Source organism: Chitinophaga sp. G7 BAM 1005 (genome assembly GCF_057126945.1).
This window is the reverse complement of the sequence record NZ_CP181478.1, coordinates 1146228-1163988: the sequence shown is the minus strand read 5'-3', so window position 1 is coordinate 1163988 and position 17761 is coordinate 1146228. Positions and strand designations below refer to the sequence as shown.

The window sequence follows — 17761 nt, the reverse complement described above, 5'->3', positions numbered from 1 at the left end:
AACAATCATATCAACCAGCATGACGGAGCTGTCATGGTAATTTATTAAAACAGATAGCACAACCAAACCATTCTCTCAATTAAAACTCAGCACAAGTATGCAATTACGTACTATTGCCAGTTCCCGGTGTAAGCACAACCGGCGTCCAACCAAACATCTAAAGGTCAGTCAGTTCCTGGCCCTGCTATGTTTCGCCACCACGGCACAGGTGAGCGTAGCCAGCAGCCAGAACCAGGTAGTAAGCCTTTCAATGAAAAATGCTACCGCCAAAGAGGTTTTCCGGGAAATCAATAAACAAACCGGCCTCAATATCCTGGCAGATGAAGCCTTGCTGGAAAAAAGCGGCAGGGCCAATATCACGGTGAGCAATATGCCTGTAAATGATGCGTTGAATATTTTCATGCGTAATCAGCCCCTCACGTACAGTATTGAAGGCGGCGCTATCATTGTAAAAACAAAACCGGCCATACAGCCGGCCACTACGCCACCGCCGCCTATCGAGGTACATGGCGTGGTTACCACCGACAAAGGCCAGCCTTTACCCGGTGCTACCGTTACGGTAAAAGGCACCAAACTCGGTACGGTTACCGGCACCGACGGCACCTTTAAGATCAATGCCAATCCCGGTGAAACGCTGGAAATTTCTATGGTGGGTTTTAAAGCCTGGTCCGTAAAGTTTGATGGTAAAACCACCAACTTTAAAGTAACGCTTTCTGAAGAAGTATCTAACCTCACCGACGTAGTGGTTGTGGGTTATGGTACTACCAAAAAGAAAGACCTGACAGGTTCTGTCAGCTCCATATCCAGCGACCAGATGAACCTCGGCGGTGTAACCAGCAACGCTGCCCAGGCCATCCAGGGCCGCGCCGCAGGGGTGCAGGTGAGCCAGTCGAACGCTGCGCCGGGCGGACAAACCATTGTGCGCATCCGTGGCGGCAACTCCATCAAATCCACCAACGAACCATTATACGTGGTAGATGGCTTCCCTTCCGAAACCGGGAAAGACATCAACCCGAATGATATCGACGATATACAGATCCTGAAAGATGCATCTTCCACCGCCATCTACGGCGCCCGCGGCGCCAACGGCGTAGTGATGATCACCACCAAAAGAGGTAAAAGCGGCAGGGCGGCCATTCAGTATGATGGCTACTACGGTACCCAAAGGATCATCAAAGAATACGACAAAATGAATGGCCTGGAAAATATGCAGGTCACCAATGCCAAAGCCATTGAAAAAGGACAGCCGGCCTTCTATACCGCGGCCGACCTGGCCAGTGGCCGGGATAACGACTGGTTTAAATTAACCACACGGCCCGGAATGGTGCAAAGCCATAACCTGAGTGTAAGCGGCGGTACCCCGGAAGACAGGGTAGCCTTATCAGGCAGCTACTTCAAACAGGATGGTGCGCTGAAAAATACTTCTTTTGAAAGATATTCTGTAAGACTCAATTACGATAAGCAGTTCGCAGCACGGTTTAAAACAGGAGCCAGCGTATATGCCTCACACGCTTATACCAATTTCAAAACTTACGATGGTAACATTGTACCCTCTAACGTAATGTATGGCGTACTCACCGCTTCACCGGCCATCCCCGTGTATAATGAGGATGGCACCTATGCCCGGTTCAAGGGAAGAGACAACCCGCTGGCCTGGTTAATGGCCCCTACCAACGACCGGTTTGAAAACAAGGTGAATATTAATGCATATGCGGACTACCAGATTATGGACGGCCTTAACTTCCGGGTAAATGGCGGTACAGAATACACCACTACCAAAGAAGGCACTTATCTTCCGCGCGACCTGGTAGACGGTGAAAAAGTACAGGGCAAAGCCAGCTTAAATGACATAGCCATCACGCGTAACCTGGTAGAAGCCTACTTCACTTACAGGAAAGTATTTAACGCCATCCACTCTCTCAACGTAGTGGCAGGGGTATCTTACCAGTCTGATAAAACCGAGAAACATTATTCACTGGTACAGAAGTTCAGTACAGACGCATTTCTGTACAAGAACCTGGAAGCAGGTACAGAGCGTTTATCCAGTACCAGCAACCTGATTCCCTCTAAGATGGCATCCGCCTATGGCAGGATAAACTATTCCCTGAAAGATAAATACCTGGCTACTTTTACAGTGCGCCGGGATGGATCTTCCAGGTTTGGGGGTAACACCCGTTTTGGTATTTTCCCATCGGGCTCCCTTGCCTGGAGAGCTGGTGAAGAAGAATTCATCAAAAACCTGAACATCTTTTCCAACCTGAAAGTAAGAGGTGGTTACGGTGTTACCGGTAACGACAGGATCGGTGACTATATTTACATGCCCACGTTCGGGCCTACCAATGTGTCGCTTGGACAAGGCAGCGACAGTTATGGTGGCATTGTTGCCACCCGTTTAGCTAATGCAGACCTGCAATGGGAAAGCACCGCGCAACTGGATCTGGGTATTGACATGGGCTTTTTCAACAACCGCGTTTCCGCTACCATCGATTACTACCGGAAAAAAACCAACAGGCTGATCTTTGACATGCCTATCGGCGACTGGAACGGTTTTGCGGTACAAACCGTGAATGCCGGCAGCATTGAAAATAAGGGCGTTGAATTATCCGTTACTACAGAGAATATCATCAATCACGCATTCACCTGGAATACGACGGTGAACATTGCCTACAACAAACAAAACTGCCTGGACCTGGGCGGCCGTCCTTATATCATTACACAAACGGCTAACCTGTATGGCGGTCGTGGTATGGACTTCACCAAACTGGAACCGGGAAGGGAGCTGAGTACTTTTTATGGTTATGTTTATGATGGCGTGATAAAAACCGGTGAAGCGCATCCGGCACAACCAAATTCAAAAGCAGGCGATCCTAAATTCAAGGATATCAGTGGTCCCGGTGGAAAACCGGATGGCATTATTGATGCCAACGACCGCACTTATCTCGGCAATGCCAACCCGCATTATATCTATGGTATCAATAACAACTTTGCCTATAAAGGTTTTGAACTGAACATCTTCCTGCAGGGCGCACTGGACTACAGCCTGTATAACGGTACCGGTCTTGTGCTGGAATCCGGTCCGGGTAAAGCGGCGCTGAACCGGTGGACTACCAACAACGAAAACACCGATATTCCAAGAGATGGATATGCCATTGCTTATGGCGGCATGATGAACTCCCGCTTTGTGGAAAACGCCTCTTACCTGCGTTGTAAAATGCTGATGCTCGGTTATAATATCCCGGTTGCCAAAACTTTCCTGAAAAGCCTGAGAGGCATTAAAGTATATGGCTCCGTACAAAACTTATTCACGATTACTAAATATACAGGATCGGACCCTGAGGTAAACAGCAATCTCAATAGCAGCGGCAGCAACGCCAACCTTTCATCAGGATTGGATTACACTGCCTTCCCTGCTTACCGCACCTTTACCGCGGGTCTTAAATTGAATTTTTAACCTGTAAATTCCGGAACAAATGAAATACGCATATATCGCATTAGCCACCTTGCTGCTCGGCGCCAGTTCGTGCAAAAAAGAGGTGGAACCAAAAGTATACAGTTATCTCACAGACGCCAACGCCTTCCTCACATTGAGTGATGCCAAAGCTGCTGTGAACGGCGTTTATTCAAGACTCAAACAACCAAGCGGCAGATCGGATGCATGGATGTATTATGCAGGCTTCCAGGTAACCATTTCAGATCTGACTACCGATGTAGGCCACGCCAGCTCCGGCGGAGATGTGGGCCTGATGTCTGATTGCCAGTGGGCGCCCGCCAATACCTATCTTGCCTTTGCCTGGCAGCACCAGTACAAACTGGTGGCAGATGCCAACATATCTTTATACTATATTCCTAAAATGACCAGCATCACAGATGCGCAAAAAGACCAGTTCTCCGCGGAACTCCGCTTCCTGCGCGCACTGGGATATGTGGATCTCACAGATGCTTTCGGGCCGGTAATAGTAGTAACGGAAGAAACGGTAGCAAAGAATGTGGCCCAGCCGGATTATGAAGCATCATTGCCTACCACACCGGTAGCAGAGATCAATAAAATGATCATCAGCGACCTGGAATTTGCGGCGGCCCATCTTCCTGTCAACTATTTAAACAACGCCATCTACAGCTCCAACGATATTGGCCGTGCTACCAAAGGCGCCGCCATGTCCTTACTCTGCAAACTGTACATGCGTGAACATGAATGGCAGAAAGCACTGGATCTTACCACCGAAATCATGAAGCTCGGCTACGGACTGTATCCAAGCTACGCCGGGTTATTTGCAGAGAAAAACAAATGGTGCCAGGAAAGTATTTTCAGCGCCCTCGCCGATCCATTGGTAGATGCCGTTGAAATCATGAACCACTTCGGCCCTATCAACAACCCACAGGTAACCGACAGATGGCAGTATTTCGCTTTAACCTGGTACTTCTGGAATACTTTTGCAGCTAACGACGACCGTAAAAAGATGTTCTATTCTGACTATATCGGTACCGATGGTTTGCATTACATGCAGGCGCCTCCGGGACAAACCAATCCACCGGATGGCTACTACTACATGCCGGATGTAGCCACTACCAAGTTTGCCGATCCTGCCGGTTCTACTACTTATTACGATGGTCACGTATTCCCGATACTCCGCTATGCAGATATCCTGCTGTGCAGAGCCGAGGCGCTGAATGAGCTGAATGGCCCCAACAGCGAATCCATCGGGCTGATTAACCAGGTAAAAGACCGCTCCCATGCTACCAACCTGGGCGCTGCCGGTACCTTCACCAAAGAAAGTTTGCGCAATGCTATTTTGCAGGAACGCGGCTGGGAATTTTTCTTTGAATGCAAACGCAGACAGGACCTGATCCGCATGGGTAAATATGAAAGCACGGTAAACACTTACCTCACCGCGGTAGGAAAAACACCCACCATCAACCTGGCACGGGATAAATATTTCTCTTACCCACAGGCGCAAACAGATCTTAATAAAAATCTCAGCAACAGTGACCGCCGTCAATAACCGGCTTTACTGTCTTTCTAAATTATTCAATATTGCAAATGAATAAATTGAATAAAATACAACGCCTGCTGCCATTGCTATCAATGGCGGCAGCGTTGTTGCTGTTTGCACCCGGCTGTATGAATAGTGGCGGCAACGATATTGTTTCCATCACGCTCAACCCGCAGGGACAAAATGCCATCAAGGTAAAAACGGATATCCTCTGTACCGACACGGTAGACGCAGCAGTGGAATACTGGCCAAAAGAACAGGCACAACAACGCACTACCACGCCACTGTCGGAACACCGGATCAGTCATACGATAGTGCTCACCAACCTGCTGCCGGGAAAAGCGTATGAATACCGCATCTTAACCGGTCATGGTAAAAATCTTTATCCCAGCAAAACCTATACTTTCAACACTTCCGGTTTCCCGGTATGGATGAAAGATATGTTCAGCGTTGTATGCCCCGACAGTTCCGTGCTACCGGCTACCTTCAGGACAGGCTATGTAATGCTTACCCGCCGCGAAGATCCGGGTGTTCTTTTCCTGCTCAATGCAAAAGGCGATGTTACCTGGTACCACCAGGTAAGCGGCACCGGTTTTAAAGTGGCGCGGTTTACAGATCACAACACCTTCCTTACCCTGCTGGGCGGCCCTGGCTACGAAACCAGCTACGGCGACCAGATCCTGGAACTTTCTCTTTCCGGCGATACACTGGCCAATCTCAAAAAAGGACAACAGGATTTCAAACAAACCATCCATCACGAAATACTGTTGAATCCCAACAATGAGTTTGTAACGCTTTGCGTGGAGGAAAGGATCTGTGACCTGAGCAGTAAAGGCGGCAGTAAACAGGATACCGTAAGAGGCGATGGCATCCTGGTGCTGGACAGGCAAGGCAAACAGGTATGGAAATGGACAGTATTTGATGCACTGAATCCGCTGGAAGATAAAAACATCTTAAAAGAAAAACAAGACTGGATGCACGCCAACTGCATCGCGTTTGATAAAGATGGTAATTACCTCATCTCTTTTTATAACAACGGGCAGATATGGAAGATAGATGCCCGTACCGGTAAACGCCTCTGGACATTCGGGAAAAACGGCGATTTCGACATGCCGGCTGCCGCACTATTTGACCAGGCGCACGGCCTGCATATCAATGAACACGGTGAACTGATGTTCTTCGACAATGGGGTGAGCAAAAAAACATCCAGAACGCTTTCCTTTAAACTGGATGAAAACACAAAACAGGCGCAGCTTCGCATCAATACCCAGCTGCCGCGGGAAAATTATAATGAGAGAATGGGAAGCAGTTATTTAGTGGGCGACACTACCCTGCTGCAATGCGCTACCAAAAGAAATACTGTGATACTGACCAACTTCCAGGGAAGGTTTCTCTGGCTGCTGAGAACAGGCATGTCGTCTTACCGGGCGTCTTTTATCCCGGCAGAAAGACTGGCCCCTTATATCATTCAGCCAGGCTATTAACAATAATTGTGCACTTAAAAAAACTATACATGAGACGCTTAATTGTGATTTGCGTGATGGGTTGCTGGGGGATAATAGCCATCATATCTTCCTGCGGATCGCCGGTAACAGGAGAAACAAAAGCAACCGCAGCTGCAATACCCGAAACCGAAACATACATCAACATCGATACCACCCTCATTCCCAATGATCAATTTGGCGAGTCCGTGAAGTACGGCCGGGAGCTGATGCTCAACACGGCCCGTTATATCGGGCCGGATGGCAGCGCAGGAAAGTATCTTGGTAATAAAATGAACTGCACCAACTGTCACCAGGATGCAGGTACCAAAGCATTTTCCTTTAACCTCATGTCGTCGCACGATAACTACCCGCAATACCGCGGCAGAGAGGGAAAGGTGCTTACACTGGCCGAAAGGGTGAACAACTGCGTGATGCGTCCGCACAACGGCAAACCGCTCCCGCTGGACAGCAAAGAGATGGTAGCCTTTCTTTCTTACTTTAAATGGATCAGCACCTTTGTTCCAAAAAACAAACCTTTCAAAGGCGCCCAAAATATGCATGTTACCTTCCCTGATATTGCCGCCAATCCTGAAAACGGGCAGGTGCTTTATCAAACCAACTGCGCCCGCTGTCATGGCCAGAACGGAGAAGGACAATGGAACGCAGACAAAAGCACTTATGTATATCCGCCACTGTGGGGCAATACCGCCTATCAACCCGGTTCCAGTATGCACCGCGTTATCAAACAGGCAGAATGGCTGAAAAACAATATGCCTTACGATAAGGTAATACCCGGCAAACCATTCCTCTCCGATAAAGAAGCGATGGACATTGCTGCGTTTGTAAACAACGACAAGATCCACACCAGGCCCAATCCAAAAAACTTTGATTATCCGCATATCGCGGAAAAAGCTATTGACTATGACCACGGCCCTTTTGTGGATAGCTTCTCTGTAGCGCAACATAAATTCGGTCCGTATCAACCCATTATCGACTACTGGAAAGCGAAGGGGTTAAAGCCAATTTATTAAAGCGCGAATTTTGTCTTTCTCAGGATTAACCTGATTATACTGATTTAGGGATTTGATCACTTTTGATTTTAAATGATTTTGGGAGATATAAGCGGGTATTCGCTTTTATCTCCCAAAATCATTTAAAATCATTTATAAAATCAAAAAAGTAAAATCAAAGTAATCAGTATAATCAGGTTAATCCTGAAAAAGACAACCTCCGCTGCATTACCAACCGGGGTTCTGCACCAACTTTTTATTCCTGTCTATTTCGGATTGCGGTATTGGAAACAGGTAGTGTTTTTTCTGGAAGATCCTTGTTTCAAATACTGTTTTCTTGTAGAAAGAAAGATCCGTTAAACTGGTACCTGCGTCTACATCCATTCCATAAAAAGGTCCGCCATCGGTTTGTTCTGCAATTTTCCAGCGGCGGGTATCGAAGTAACGGTGGCATTCGAAAGCCAGTTCCACCCTGCGTTCGCGGCGGATACGCTCCCGCATTTCCGTTTGTGAAAGGCCGCCGGGTAAAGCGGGAATACCTGCGCGGTCGCGGATAAGGTTCATATATTTCAGGATATCTGCGTTTCCGGGTGCTGCTTCATTCAGGGCTTCCGCGTAACTGAGATACATTTCAGCAAGACGGAACAGCACAAACGGCCGGTATACGTAACGGCTCAGCCGGGGATAAGTATCGGGGTGATAGTTTTTGCGGACGAGGTAACCTGTGCGGGAATAATCGTAGGTGCCTCTTTTCCCGGTGTTGCCGGTATTAAACAGTTCTACTTTCTTCTCTCCTTCACTTTTATTAAACCAGGTCATACCGTTGTAGGTAATGCACACATAAAAGCGCGGCTCTCTTCCTACATACATGTTGTAAGTACCGGCAGTAGTGTAGCGCGCATCTGTAGTAGAGAAGCCCGAAGACACATACCCCGAGCCGGTTTCATCAATGGCTTTTCCATTCTCCATAAAAAAGGCGTCTACCATTTGCTGGGTGGCTGCAACGCCGCTCCAGCCACCGGCAAAACGTGGAGAGCAATGCACTTCCCATTGGTCTACACCGTTGCCTGCCCGCGCAAAAATCACCTCTTTATTCCACGGCGACATGATGGCATCGCGGCAGGATGCAAACGGATCATAGGCGCCACTGGCATCATTTACCCGGTATAGCTGAAACAGGTTCAGGTCGATGACGGCTTTGGCCGCATCCGCCGCTTTTTTCCATTTATTCACATCGTAGGTAGTGCTTACAAGCGGCTGCCCATCCTGGTTGGTGAAGCTGGCATAGTCTGCGTTGCCATTGAACTGCGGACTGGCGGCATACAGCAGCATCCTGGCCTTTACAGCCATTGCAACAGGTTTGGTGATGCGGCCATACTCCAGTTCATCGGATTGCTGCAATGGCAGGTCCTGCGCAGCACGGTCCAGTTCAGATGCAACAAAATTCACGCATTCGTCGTAGCTGCTGCGGGGAATTTGTGTTTGCTCAAAAGGAACGTCCGGTAATAAAGCGCTTTCACCGAGCAACGGAACAGGGCCGTACTGGCGTAACAATCCGAAATAAAGATAAGCGCGCAGAAAGCGGGCTTCCGCCTTATAGCGTTTTATGATATCTGCGCCGCCAGGCTGGGCAAGTATTTCCTTACACTTATCGGCGTTCTCCATAAAATAGGTAGCGGAGCGGATGCCTTTATAATTATCTATCCAGAAATCAAAGAACCCGGAAGTAGGATCCCAGCTGCCGATGTTCATGAAATAAGAATTGTAGCCGCTCCTGGCCCAGGTCATGTCTGCTTCATCAGAGGCGCCCGTCCACGGGTTACTTTGCCACTGATTACTTTCATCCCTCACGTAGGAATATACATTGGCGAGATATTCTTCTGTAGTTCTTTTTCTGGAAAAAATTTCCTCGATGGTAATACGGTCATCCGGCACCTGGTCGAGGAAACCTTTTTTACAACCGGCCGCCATCATCAGGATCACAGCCAGCAAAGTATATTTTACAATCATGTTTTTCATCCCTTTAGATTTTAGCTTTAAAACTGAAATGATGCGCCTACGTTATAGGTAGTGAGCTGCGGATACTTAGTACCACGGCCTTCGCCCAGCTCTACGTCCCACAACTGAAAAGGACTGAAGGTAACCAGGTTATACCCCATCACATAAATGCGGGAACGCTGTACCCCTACCCGCTTCAGCCACTGCGGCGGAAGGGTGTAGCTGATCTCTGCATTTTTCAGTCGCAGGTAGCGTCCATTTTTTACCCACCAGGTGCTGGATTTATAATTATCATTCACATCGCCAAACGACAGGCGCGGATAAAACGCATGGGGATTAGGATTTTCGGGCGTCCACCTGTCGGTGATCACATCCATCAGGTTACCGCGGGTACCGCCCTGCTGGAAGGGTACAAAGCCTTCTCCGTAAGCATAGATATCCACATTGGAAATACCCTGGAAGAATAAACCGATGGAGAAGTTTTTGTACGCGGCGTTTACGCCAAAGCCATATACAATTTCAGGAACGGAACCGTACCCGATGGCCGATTGATCGTAGGCATTGATGATACCATCACCATTGATATCTTTAAACTTCAGGTCGCCGGGGCGTACATTACCGTTCTGCACCGGGCTCCGGAGGATCTCTGCTGAATCGGCGAACAGTCCTTCAGCGATGTAGCCAAAACGCTGACCAATTTTCTGTCCTTTTCTTTCCAGGTAGGGATAGGCCCACGCGGGCAAATCATCATCTATTACTTTGTTCCTGTTGTAGGTGAAATTGCCTTTAAGATTGAGCTGTACGGCGCCGATCTTATGGTTGTAATCTATCGAGATGTCGATGCCTTTGTTTTCTGTTTTGCCGAGGTTACCATAAGGATTGCTGCGCAGCCCTATCAAAGCGGGTATGGAAGAGCGACGCAGGAAAATGTTCTTCCTGTTCTCTTTAAAAACATCCACCTGGATATTCAGCTTGTCTTTGAACGTGGTGATTTCCATCCCGAGATTTGTTTTCTTCGCGGTTTCCCAGGTTACGTCGGACGCATATTCACCGATATCATATCCGTTAAAAGTATTGTTGCGGTCTTTTCCGAACGTATACCCGGTGGTAGATGCCACGATAGGGATATAGGCGAAGCGGCGGATGTTATCGCCATCGAGGATTTCCCCGTTACCTACCAGTCCGTAGGAGAAACGGAACTTTAAGAACTGGATGGTGTTGGTGATGGTTCTGAAAAAGTTTTCACCGGATACTACCCAGCCCAAACCGGCGGAGGGGAAAAATCCATATCGCCTGTTGGGGGAAAATGTTTCAGAGCCATTATATCCGAAGTTCACTTCTGCGAGGTATTTGTCGCTCCAGGAGTAAGTTCCTCTTCCTGCCAGGCCGCGCTGCCGGCGTGGAATAGAGCCAATAAAATCATCTTTGAAAGCGTCAATTTTATCGCTCTGGTTATACAGCAGTAGTCCGCCTACGCGATGTTTGCCAAATGTGTTATCGTAGTTAAGGGCGGTTTCAGTATAGAACTGCCGGTTGCCTCCGTTGCTCCGTGCGTAGGACAAATAGTTGGTCCCGATACGGGTTTGTTCAAATATAAGGTTACCGTCTGCATCCCTGCCGGTGGCAATCCAGTTATCCACTGTTTTGGTGCGGGCCATTTTATGCAGGTTATAGCTATCGAAAGAAAACATGGTGGTAAACGACAGTCCTTTCACGAGAAAACCGAGATCCTGCCGGAGGCGGATATTTGAAAAGATCTGGTTCCGGAACTCGGTGGCATAGCCGGTTTGGGTGAGCTGGTCGTAGGGATTGGTTACGTCGCCGGTACGTTGTCCGCCGATGCGGCCATCCGAATACTTGGGAGGATGCACTATTGGCGGCAGTTTAATGGCTGCATCAAAAATAGCGTCGGTGCCTGTACCGGGATAGTTACCATTGCCGATATAACCCTGCACGCCAAATTCGAGGCGGGTGGTTTTTGTCACCTTCATGTTCAGGTTGGAAGTGAAATTATACCTGGTAAATTTGATGTCAGAATTATACTTGGCGAGATCATCTCTCTTAAACAATCCTATTTCATCATAATAAGAAACAGAAACGTAGTAGCTGGTAACGTCTGTGCCGCCGCGCATATTCAGGTTGGCGCGTTTATTACTGCCATTCTTTCGGAAAATTTCATCTATCCAGTTCACGTTGGGATACAGCTCCGGATCTTCGCCGGTGGCGGTTTTCCGGATCGCCTCTTCCGAATACTGGGCGGTACCTCCGCGGGTGGTAGTGGCTTCGTTGGCCATTTTCATATAGGTTACACCATCGGCATAATGTGGCAGGCGGGTAAATTGGGTGATGCCTTTGTTGAGGTCGGCATTGATCTGTGTTTTTTGTGCTTTGCCACCTTTGGTGGTGATCACGATAACGCCGTTGGCGCCTCTTACGCCGTATACAGCCGTGGCGGAGGCATCTTTGAGGATATTAAAGCTCTCGATATCTTCGGGGTCAATATTGGAGAAAGGCCGTTCAACGCCGTCTACCAGTACCAGTGGACGGCTGTCTGTAAAAGTGGAGATGCCGCGGATCCATATCTGGGCATCGTCGTAGCCGGGTTCGCCGCTGCGTTGTACGCCGATGATGCCGGCGAGGCGGCCGGCCAGCAGGGTGCTGAGGTTGCGGACCGGTTGTTTCAATTCTTCTATTTTAATGCCCGTTTGCGCGCCGATCAAACTTATTTTCCGTTGCTTGCCATAACCTATTACCACTACTTCATTGAGTCCTCCCTCTTCTGCTTCCATCGTGATTTCCATTTCCAGGCGATTGCGTACCGGCTGCAGTTGTTTCTTATAACCGATGAAAGAGAACTCCAGGGTATCCAGTGGTTCTGCGTCGATCGCATAATGGCCGGCAGTGTTGGTGATGATACCTTTGCCGGTGCGGCTGATTTTCACCGTTACTCCCGGCAGCGGGTTACCGATACCATCTTTTACATTTCCGGAGATGACCACTGCCGGTTTCCGCGGGGGCTCCGTGAGTTGCGCAGCGGGCGCATCTTTTTCTGATGCGGCTACAATGAGATACTGTTTATTATTGAGTTTACTACATCGCAGCTGGTGACTGGTAAGTATTTTATCGATGGCTGTTATCAGCGGGGCTCCTTCCAGCTTCAGCAGTTGGCGGGGGAAAGTGATCCCGTCTATTTGCTGGTCGTTGTAAATAAACAGGATGCCTTTTACCCTGTATATTTCCTCCAGCGCAACTTTTAGCGCCAGCTGCGTATCGCGCGAAACCTTTACGTTTACCGGCGTATAGGCGTTATTGTTATGGCCATTACCGGCAAAGTTTTGCCGTAAGCCGTCGTTCGCGGCAAACACGTTGGTAGTCAGGCATAGCAATGCCAGTCCCCACGTAAGTGGAAGCAAATTCTTCATAACGGGATTTGATTTATCTGATTTTAATTTTGGTTTTCCTTTTCAGTACACTGTTCCTGCCGGCAGGATCATTCACTATCGTTCGATCTGTTTATTTTGGTTGAATAATGATTTGTTGTCCGTCTTTTATTATCTCTACGTGCATAATAATTGACATTGCTTTACGGAGACTGGCCTCATCGCTGATGGCCATATGTCCGCTCATACTGCGTTGCTGCAATACTTCCGGCTGCCTGACGGTTACCTGGTAGCCATATACCACCTGCAAAATTTCCGCGATTTCGGGCATCGTGGTATTATTAAAATCGAAGTAGCCTGCTTTCATCATCCGGTAATAGCTGCTGTGCACTACCTGTTTGCTGCTTTTTCCATTTTCAAAGAAAACACCTTCATCGGGTTTCAGTGTCCATTCTTTTCCCGGCAGCACTGCTTTTACCATGCCATCGCTCACCGCAGCTGCGGCGGTGGCAGCGCCGCTGTTGGCAATGAAAGAAGTACCCAGTACTATGATGTCCATCTGCTGCATCTTTACGGTGAAAGGATGTTCCGTGTGTTTATTTACTTCAAAAAAAGCGGTTCCTTTCAGTGTCACTTTTCTTTCTTTTTCCCATCCGGGGACGTAGCTTAGTTCACCGCCCTTCAGTAACCATACCTGGCTGCTGTCCGGCAGCATCACTACTTTGGGAGCGGCTTCCTTATTAATGATGGTTACCAGGGCGTGGCGCACGGGGAACCAGGTATACAATACGGCGGCCGCGAGGATCATCAATACGGCTACTGCTGCAGCCACCCGGTACCACGGGTATAATACTTTTGCGGTGGCAGGCGCTGCTGCCAGGCGGGCGGATACCTGTTGCCAGCGTTGTTCCGTTTCTGCGGCGGTTACGCCGGGCGCGGCGGCATAATCCAGGATATCCTTTACCTGGAAATACAGCTGTTTATGTTGTTCGTTTTGATGCAACCAATTCATCACCTGTTCCTTTTCACGGGCAGCTGCGTTCCCTTCAATAAACCTGACAAGGAGATTATAATCAAAATCTTGTTCTTCCATGATAATATAAAGACGGATGAGTAAATCAATTCTACGTACGTGGATAAAAAAATTATTGACCGGCTTGGGAGGGCGATCAGTATAACGACCAGATCAGGATTTTCACCTTTTTTATACTGGAGCGGAGCTGTTTCATGGCTTTATAGAGTTGTGTTTCCACGGTGCGGGCAGATATGCCCATGATACCTGATATTTCTTTCGTCCGGAGGCCGTCTTTGTAGCGGAGTTCCAGTATAGCGCGGCATTTGGGTGGGAGTTGCCCGATGGCTTGTTGTACTTCCTCGTCGCCCGCGGTGAGCACCAGGCTTTGCCGTCCCTTTTCGGGGTCGTACCAGGCTGCTTCTTCCAGGGAAAGGGCGGTGAGGGCGGCATCTACATAGCGCCGGTGTACCATTTCATGTCTCAGGTGATCCACACAGCTGTTGTGTACGGAGCGGAAAAGGTATCCGGGCAGGCTTTGCCTGATATCGCCGGCGGCGCCTTTATGCTGCAATTGTATGAACACATCCTGCACAATATCTTCCGCGGCTTCTTTTGTAACAAATTTGCACGCGTATCCCAGCAAGCGGGGATAATACAGGCGAAACAACTGCCCCAGCGCCTCCCTGTCGTTGCGTTTCAGCGCCTCTTTAATAGTGGCTTCATTTATTTCGTTCGTGTCCACAGGATTGAAGTGCTTTGAAGAAATATATTGGTGATCTAACTTACGCTTATTTATGCTGAGAATCAACTACCATGTGCGAATTTTGTCTTTCTCAGGATTACACTGATTATACTGATTACCTTGATTTTATTTTTTTGGATTTTTAAATGATTTTTAAAGGATTAGGGGAGATAAAAGCGAATATATCTGCTTTTATCTCCCCTAATCCTTTAAAAATCACATATGATCAAATCCTTAAAATCAGTATAATCAGTGTAATCCTGAGAAAGACAAAATCCGCTTATAGATAAACTCGATCTGCCTCCTGAGTAATATTAGCTTATTTTTGCCTGGAAAAAAGGAAGGCATGGCAGTTATAATGAATGAAAAGGGGTACAGCCGTAAACAGGAAATCGTGAACGGGCTGATACATGGGCTGGGCGTTATTTTCGGGGTAAGCGCATTACCCATGCTGGCGGGTATTGCCGCCACACACAGTAATACGCCGGGCATTGTAGGCGCCTGTATTTACACCTTCTGCTTTATATTGCTGTTTACAAACTCCACTATTTACCATTTATCACAGGAGCTGGCCGTAAAAAAGCTGTTCCTGATATTTGATCATATCAGTATTTACTTTTTAATAGCCGGCACCTATACGCCTTTCCTGCTGGTGTATATGAATAATGCCTTTGGGATTACGCTGTTGTCGATCCTATGGGGACTTACACTGGTCGGCGTCTTGTTTAAAACCTGGTTTACGGGAAAATATGATATTGTGTCCACTATCATTTATCTTTTGATGGGCTGGATCATGGTATTTGGCGGCCGCCGGTTTTTCGACAACCTTCCCCTGCCGGTGATCATTATGCTGGCTATTGGCGGCGGATTATACACGATAGGGGTTATTTTCTATATCTGGGATAAATATACTTATACCCATGCCGTATGGCATTTGCTGGTACTGGCAGCGGCTATCTGTCATTATGTGGCGGTATTAATGGCCATGTAAAAATTCCGGGAAATTATCAGCCGCTTAACCCTGGCTGGTAATTTCTCTCTGCCCACATCTTTTTCCGGTAGTCGGTAGGATTGATACCGGTGTATTTCTTGAACGTCCTGTTCAGATGGCTTTCGTCCGTAAAGCCCCAATTAATGGAAAAGGCAAAAGAAAAGTTGTCTACCACCGGCTTATCAGTAAGCGAAATTGCGTACGAGTTGGGGTTTGAACACCCGCAGTCGTTCAGCAAACTGTTTAAAAGCAAAATGAAGGTGACACCGCTGGAGTACCGGCAGTCGTTTAATTGAAAATAACAAGCAAACAGCAAAACATCTTACCAAAACCTCACATAAATAACCGACAGCAACAACAATATCGTTACAATTAAAATCACGGAAGAAGGCTTCAGCTTAAACATTTCATAGTCCAGCTCAAAAGCTTTGGCACTCACCTTCGGCCCGCCCAGGCTGATAGCCACCATTACCAGCACTGTGGTAAGGAAAGACCATCCCAGGCTGATAAAGAAAGGAATTTCATATTCGCCGTTGGCGTTGTGAAATGCAGAATACAACACTGTTTCAGGACCAAAGATCCTTACAGCCAGCTGGTTAAAGAACAGGGATGCCGCAAAACCGGTGATGATACCGGCTATAGCAGCAACGCCGCTGGTTCTTTTCCAGAACATGCCGAGGATAAAAGTGGCAAATACACCGGGACTGATAAAGCTGGAATACTTTTGCACAAAAGTATAACCACCGGCGCCGCCAATATCCAGTACATCGTTCCAGGTAAATAACACGCCGATTACGATGGCGGCTATAATAGTGAGCCTGCCTGTCCATACCAGCTGCTTTTCATCTGCTTTGGTGTTGATATATTTCTTGTAAACATCTAAAGTAAAAATGGTGGAAATACTGTTGGACTTACCGGCCAGCGAAGCTACTATAGCGGCGGTAAGCGCTGCAATGGCGAGCCCTTTCAAACCGGCCGGCAGCAGGGTTAAAATGGCCGCATAGGCGCCGTCTTTTTGCCCTCCTTCCAGCTGCGGCAGGTGCCCATGCTGGTACAACACATACGCCACAATACCCGGCAGCATTACAATTACCGGCATCAGTATTTTGAGTAAGCCGGCGAATAAGATACCTGTACGGGCGGTTTGCAGATCTGCCCCCAGTGCACGTTGCGTGATGTACTGGTTACAACCCCAGTAATTAAGGTTGCTGATCCACTGTCCGGCGATGTACATACCAAAGCCCGGCAGGATGAGGTATTTGTTCACATAGTCCTGCGGTGCGCCCACAGCGGGCTTCTTCAGCATCATATGAAAATGGTCGGGCGCTTCCTGTATCAGGATATTAAAGCCGGCCAGCACATCTTTTCCCATACCAAACTTTTCGCTTACCACCGTTAACGCCATCCAGGTAGTGGCCAGTCCGCCGATGATCAGCACGCCCACCTGTATTACATCTGTGTAGCCAATTACTTTCATGCCACCCAGGGTGATCACTACGGAGAAGATGGCCAGCGCCACCATCACTTCATGAAAATAGGCGCCCCCAAGTAGTCCGTTGATAGCGAGAGCGCCCAGGTACAAAATAGAAGTGAGGTTAACAAATACATATAAAAACAACCAGAATACAGACATAATCAACGCTACGGTTTCATTGTAGCGCGTTTTCAAAAACTGTGGCATGGTGTAGATCTTATTTTTGATATACACCGGCATCAGGAATACGGCCACAATGATCAGCGCAGCCGCGCCCACCCATTCATACACGGATACTGCGATGCCCACAAAAAAGCCATCGCCGCTCATCCCGATAAACTGTTCCGCTGAAATGTTGGAAGCGATGATGGAAGCCCCGATGGCCCACCAGGTAAGAGATCCTTCTGCAAGGAAAAAATTCTTTGAAGCGCTTACAGCTCCTTTCTTCTTTCTTTTATAAATCCAATATCCGTAGGTAGCAACAATCACAAAATACAACGCAAATACCAGGTAGTCTTTGAACACAAGTTGATTACTCATAAGTGGAGCGGTTGATCAGCAGTTTTTTTAACGCGGGTAATACCTGGATATAATATAACACTTTCCGGCATGTAAAAAAAAGGATCACCGGAGAGACGTCAGCAAGCTGTATCTGCACCGGTAATCCATAATATCA

10 protein-coding genes and 1 pseudogene are annotated in these 17761 nt (G+C 48.0%); 6 read left to right on the top strand and 5 right to left on the bottom strand.

All coding sequences use genetic code 11. The features are described 5' to 3' along the window. The first annotated feature begins 97 nt into the window (after positions 1-97). The 4 genes from ACMXI2_RS04650 to ACMXI2_RS04635 are packed head-to-tail and all read left to right on the top strand — an operon-like array spanning position 98 to position 7506. Positions 98-3451: a TonB-dependent receptor gene (locus tag ACMXI2_RS04650; RefSeq protein ID WP_483780537.1), complete on the top strand. Its 3354-nt coding sequence runs from the start codon at positions 98-100 to the stop codon at positions 3449-3451. A 19-nt stretch (positions 3452-3470) separates the two neighbouring features. Then, positions 3471-5000: a RagB/SusD family nutrient uptake outer membrane protein gene (locus ACMXI2_RS04645; RefSeq protein ID WP_483780536.1), complete on the top strand. Its 1530-nt coding sequence runs from the start codon at positions 3471-3473 to the stop codon at positions 4998-5000. A gap of 38 nt (positions 5001-5038) precedes the next feature. Continuing rightward, on the top strand, positions 5039-6475 hold the full coding sequence (locus ACMXI2_RS04640) for an aryl-sulfate sulfotransferase (protein ID WP_483780535.1): 1437 nt from the start codon (positions 5039-5041) through the stop codon (positions 6473-6475). Positions 6476-6504: 29 nt separating this feature from the next. After that, positions 6505-7506, top strand: a complete 1002-nt coding sequence (locus ACMXI2_RS04635) for a c-type cytochrome (RefSeq protein ID WP_483780534.1) — start codon at positions 6505-6507, stop codon at positions 7504-7506. A gap of 207 nt (positions 7507-7713) precedes the next feature. Here ACMXI2_RS04635 and ACMXI2_RS04630 read toward each other — a convergent pair whose 3' ends face one another. The 4 genes from ACMXI2_RS04630 to ACMXI2_RS04615 form a co-directional block, all read right to left on the bottom strand. Continuing rightward, entirely contained in the window at positions 7714-9504 is a 1791-nt protein-coding gene (locus ACMXI2_RS04630) for a RagB/SusD family nutrient uptake outer membrane protein (protein ID WP_483780533.1), read from the bottom strand. A gap of 17 nt (positions 9505-9521) precedes the next feature. After that, positions 9522-12905 carry a SusC/RagA family TonB-linked outer membrane protein gene (locus tag ACMXI2_RS04625; protein WP_483780532.1) on the bottom strand — a complete coding sequence of 1128 codons (3384 nt, stop codon included), beginning with the start codon at positions 12903-12905 and terminating at the stop codon, positions 9522-9524. Positions 12906-12996: 91 nt separating this feature from the next. After that, positions 12997-13956, bottom strand: coding sequence for a FecR family protein (locus tag ACMXI2_RS04620; protein WP_483780531.1), 960 nt, complete (start codon positions 13954-13956; stop codon positions 12997-12999). Positions 13957-14032: 76 nt separating this feature from the next. Next, on the bottom strand, positions 14033-14620 hold the full coding sequence (locus ACMXI2_RS04615) for an RNA polymerase sigma factor (RefSeq protein WP_483780530.1): 588 nt from the start codon (positions 14618-14620) through the stop codon (positions 14033-14035). A gap of 346 nt (positions 14621-14966) precedes the next feature. On the opposite strand from ACMXI2_RS04615, the gene trhA reads away from it, so the two are divergent. Further along, complete coding sequence (trhA, locus tag ACMXI2_RS04610; RefSeq protein ID WP_483780529.1) at positions 14967-15611, top strand: PAQR family membrane homeostasis protein TrhA; 645 nt, start codon at positions 14967-14969, stop codon at positions 15609-15611. Positions 15612-15751: 140 nt separating this feature from the next. Next, positions 15752-15907 (top strand): annotated as a pseudogene (locus ACMXI2_RS04605) (helix-turn-helix domain-containing protein); the annotation flags it as partial. 26 nt (positions 15908-15933) lie between these two features. Here ACMXI2_RS04605 and ACMXI2_RS04600 read toward each other — a convergent pair. Continuing rightward, positions 15934-17625 carry a sodium:solute symporter family transporter gene (locus tag ACMXI2_RS04600; protein ID WP_483780528.1) on the bottom strand — a complete coding sequence of 564 codons (1692 nt, stop codon included), beginning with the start codon at positions 17623-17625 and terminating at the stop codon, positions 15934-15936. Between the last annotated feature and the right edge of the window lie 136 nt (positions 17626-17761).